5 protein-coding genes are annotated in these 4,325 nt (G+C 38.5%); 3 read left to right on the top strand and 2 right to left on the bottom strand.

Annotated elements, in window-relative coordinates:
- The coding region (gene sufB / locus HP439_RS18085; RefSeq protein ID WP_172391733.1) for a Fe-S cluster assembly protein SufB at positions 1-1,029 on the bottom strand (1,029 nt) is incomplete at its 3' end.
- Between the two features lie 330 nt (positions 1,030-1,359).
- On the opposite strand from sufB, the gene HP439_RS18080 reads away from it, so the two are divergent.
- Entirely contained in the window at positions 1,360-1,830 is a 471-nt protein-coding gene (locus HP439_RS18080) for an Lrp/AsnC family transcriptional regulator (RefSeq protein WP_172391732.1), read from the top strand.
- 11 nt (positions 1,831-1,841) lie between these two features.
- Entirely contained in the window at positions 1,842-2,921 is a 1,080-nt protein-coding gene (locus HP439_RS18075; protein ID WP_172391731.1) for a DUF6695 family protein, read from the top strand.
- Here HP439_RS18075 and ung read toward each other — a convergent pair.
- Complete coding sequence (gene ung / locus HP439_RS18070; protein WP_172391730.1) at positions 2,918-3,589, bottom strand: uracil-DNA glycosylase; 672 nt, start codon at positions 3,587-3,589, stop codon at positions 2,918-2,920. The two genes, HP439_RS18075 and ung, sit on opposite strands and share 4 nt — an antisense overlap.
- Before the next feature lie 103 nt (positions 3,590-3,692).
- On the opposite strand from ung, the gene HP439_RS18065 reads away from it, so the two are divergent.
- Entirely contained in the window at positions 3,693-4,232 is a 540-nt protein-coding gene (locus HP439_RS18065; RefSeq protein ID WP_172391729.1) for a tetratricopeptide repeat protein, read from the top strand.
- Positions 4,233-4,325: the final 93 nt, after the last annotated feature.

The raw sequence follows: 4,325 nt of genomic DNA, 5'->3' as shown, positions 1-4,325 counted from the left end.
TGCAACTTGCATGTTTCGTGTCATTGCAACAGAGTAAAATTCTCCTACAGAATTATCCCCTTTTAAAATAACTCCTGGGTATTTCCATGTGATAGCAGAACCAGTCTCCACCTGCGTCCAAGAAATTTTAGAGTTATCTCCCTTACAAATCCCCCGTTTGGTTACAAAGTTATAAATCCCCCCTTTTCCATCTTTATCTCCAGGATACCAGTTTTGCACTGTTGAGTACTTAATTTCAGCATCCTTTTCGGCTATAAGCTCAACAACCGCAGCGTGTAATTGATTTTCATCACGCATTGGAGCCGTGCACCCTTCAAGATAAGAAACGTAGGATCCTTCATCAGCAACAATTAGAGTACGCTCAAATTGGCCAGTATTTTGGGCGTTAATCCGGAAATAGGTAGATAGCTCCATCGGACAACGAACCCCCTTAGGTATATATACAAACGACCCGTCGGAGAATACTGCTGAATTTAGTGCTGCATAAATATTATCTGTCTGCGGAACTACTGTACCAAGATGCTTCTTGATAAGATCAGGATATTCTTGAACGGCTTCCCCGAAAGAGCAAAAGATCACACCCTGCTCTTTTAACTTTTCACGAAAAGTAGTCTTCACAGACACCGAATCAAACACAGCATCTACCGCAACAACACCAGCTAATATCTTTTGTTCATCAAGTGGAATCCCTAGCTTTTCGAACGTCGCGATCAATTCAGGATCAACCTCGTCCATACTATCCAGTTGCTTTTTCGCTTTCGGAGCAGCATAATACGAGAGTTCCTGAAAATCCACTTCTGGGTTTTTAAAATTTTGCCACTCGGGCATTTTCATCGATAGAAAATGACGAAATGCTTTCAGGCGCCACTCGAGAAGCCAGTCAGGTTCATTTTTCTTCGCGGAAATTAAGCGAACAGCATCTTCGTTCAACCCCTTAGGGGCGATTTCCATTTCAATATCGGTTGTGAAACCGTATTTATATTCTTCGAGCTCTAGCTCTTTTAGTAATTCATCGTCTTTGGTACTCATTTCTCTTCCCCTTATATTAATCGGCGATTCCTACCTTAATTCGGACAACAAAGATACGATTAAATATACAATTACCCCCATCTTGAATGCATTGAAAACCTACTTTTTGACAAAAAAAATAACAAAAGTCACTCCGACGCAATTTAGAGCAATTCACCTGCAAGTATTATGACATTAGAATGATTATGAATAGATAACAGCAATAACAAAACGATATATATATAGTTTATAACTATATGACATAAATTGGAACAATGCTTTTTTTACCAAATAATATTCCGTAGATTTACGATCCTTGAAATATAATATTAACAAACGCTAATTACGATAATGCCATACCAACCAGATAGAACAGATTTAAAAATCCTAAAACTTTTACAGGAGAATGGCAGAATTACTAACCTGCAATTAGCTTCTAATATTGGGCTATCGCCTGCTCCTACTCTAGAAAGGGTTCGTAAACTAGAAAATTCCGGCTTTATAAAGAGCTATCATGCCTTTGTAGATGAGGAAATGCTCGGACTCGGCATTAAATCATTTATACAAATCTCCTTAGACTTTCATACACACAACGCTATCCCGGAATTTGTCGAAGCCGTAAAAACGATTCCAGAGGTAACCGAATGTCATCATGTCACTGGGAATTGTGATTTCATCTTAAAAGTCTACGTTAAAGATATAAAGGCTTATGAAGCAGTCATAATGGAAAAAATTTCAAAAATTCCTTTCGTAAAAACATTCCAAACAATGATGATCATGTCTACGAGTAAAAAAGAGCCAATCGTACCTTTGGAATACTAGAAACAAACTGAATGCGCACAGATCAAGAACATTTCAATGATTTAGCGATCATCTTAACCTGGCCAGATGCCACTATACGCGGTGATGAAAAATGGATGATGTTTTTTAAGAAAATAGGTTTAGTGAAAAATCTGAACTTCAAAGTTGGTCATACAGGAATCGTGATTATTAAACGCCAAACTGGCGAAATGCATTTCTACGATTTTGGTCGTTATATTGCGCCGCGGGGCTATGGTCGTGCACGCTCCAAATATTCCGATCCGAGATTAGAGATAATTATAAAAGCGAAAATAGAAAACGATAGGATCGTAAATCTGACCAATATCATTGAGCATTTTGAAGAACTAAAACAAGCAATGTATGGCGAAGGAATTTTGTATTTCTCGATTGTGCATGATATCAATTTCGAAAAGGCCAAAGCATACGGAGACGATTGCGTTTATCAAGGAACGTTTCCCTATGGAGCGGTAGCAAGAAACAACAATAATTGTTCTCGCTTCATTACACGCATGCTTATCCGCTCGTCAAAAAAATACACTTGGCGACACAGTATCAATTTTCCAGAAACCATTAAAGCTAGTCCGATTAGCAATGTGGTAAATGCAGTTAAGGATCGAATGATCTATTCATTCTCCCCAGAACAAGGTCTGAAACATTTCCGGATGAACCGCTGGAAATCCTTTGGATTTTTATGGCGGCAACTTGGCGACAATGTTATCCGACACAAAGCCAACTTGCTACCCGATGACATCGTCATCGGACAGATGAATTATTCTGCAAAGCCCATCACCATCCCAAAGGAAGCGTTTTATTTAGGCGGCGTCGGCGATGGAGCTTGGTTCACCGTTCAACAAGCCCCCGAGGATAGAATTCTCGTAAAACGCTTCACGAGCAAAGGAAAACTAGAATACGTAACATTAGGAGAATCTATCGAACCGATTGACTTCGCAAAACCATTCGAAGTAATCTATGACAGCCACTTATTACATACCCATGTAAATCAAGATGGACGAAAAATACGGATTAACCATATCCAAAAATTACCGAACGAGGATTATCAATATAAAGATTTAAAAGAATTATACGCCTAAAGTGTCCAATCGATGGCCTTTTTACCAACAGAGGCAAAATACTTATTAATCGTGGAAAAATGACTGCATCCAAAAAAACCTCGATAACAAGACAATGGAGACGGATGAGCAGATTTTAGTACAAGGTGCTTTTGCTCATCTATAATGCTTTGCTTTTTTTGAGCATGGTTTCCCCATAAAACGAAAACGACGTTTTCTAATCGATCGGAGATCGCTTGAATGATGGCATCTGTAAAACTTTCCCATCCTTGATTTTGATGTGACCCTGCTTGATGTGCGCGAACAGTTAAAGTTGCGTTTAATAATAAAACTCCTTGCTCGGCCCATTTAGAAAGATCTCCGGATAGGGGATAATGAAAATCAGGGATATCCGCGGTCAGCTCTTTAAAAATATTTTTCAACGAAGGCGGAAACTTACACCCCTGAGGGACAGAAAAAGCCAACCCATGAGCTTGACCATGGTCATGATAAGGATCCTGACCAAGAATAACCACTTTTACTTCAGAAAATGAGGTTTTTAGAAAAGCATTAAAAACTAATTTTTTAGGTGGAAATACGATGCCTAGATTACGTTCATTCTCCAAAAATATCGACAAACGTTTCATATATTCCTCCTCGAAGAGTGGTTCAAAAATAGGATTCCAACTGGAATGGTATTGTCCTTCCATCTCACAAAAATACAATTTTACATATTTATCACCCAAACAAGTTGTATAACCTCTAAAATAACCGGATATTTGTATTCATTTATACACGTAGAAATTTTTACATATGTCTAATATAGTACGCATTATTATAAGTAGCCTCTTGTTGTTGGGGACTGTTGCGTTATTTTGGTTCGCACAATGGGGATGGGGTATCTTAGGGATCGTTATTACAATCATTGCATGGGTAACTGTATTCTTTAACGAAAATATGCTCATCGCACAGTGGTTTTTGCGAAAAGAAAATATGCCAAAGGCTGAACAATGGTTGAAAAATATAAAGAATTACGAAAAACAACTGATCAGTGCGCAACATGGATACTACCATATGCTTTTGGGCATTTTAGAGTCACAGCGTGCGCCACTACAATCTGAAAAATTCTTTAAGAAAGCCTTAGCATTGGGACTACATATGGATCACAACGTAGCAATGGCCAAGCTCAGTTTGGCAGGTGTAGCAATGGCTAAGAGAAACAAACGTGAGGCGGAAAAACTACTTGCAGAAGCCAAAAAGGCAGACAAGAACAAATTGCTGGCTGATCAAATAAAAATGATGAAAGAACAAATGTCTATGATGGACAAACAGCAATTTAGATACTCAAGATAACAACTTAATAGAAAAAACGGCTTACCACTTTTCGTAGTAAGCCGTTTTTTTATGTCATCCTAGCTCCGTTAGATCGAAGGGAACTGTTAATTC

This window comes from Sphingobacterium shayense, assembly GCF_013179575.1.
GTDB lineage: Bacteria > Bacteroidota > Bacteroidia > Sphingobacteriales > Sphingobacteriaceae > Sphingobacterium > Sphingobacterium shayense.
The sequence above is the reverse complement of the archived record's forward strand: the minus strand, read 5'-3'. Positions and strand labels throughout refer to the sequence as shown.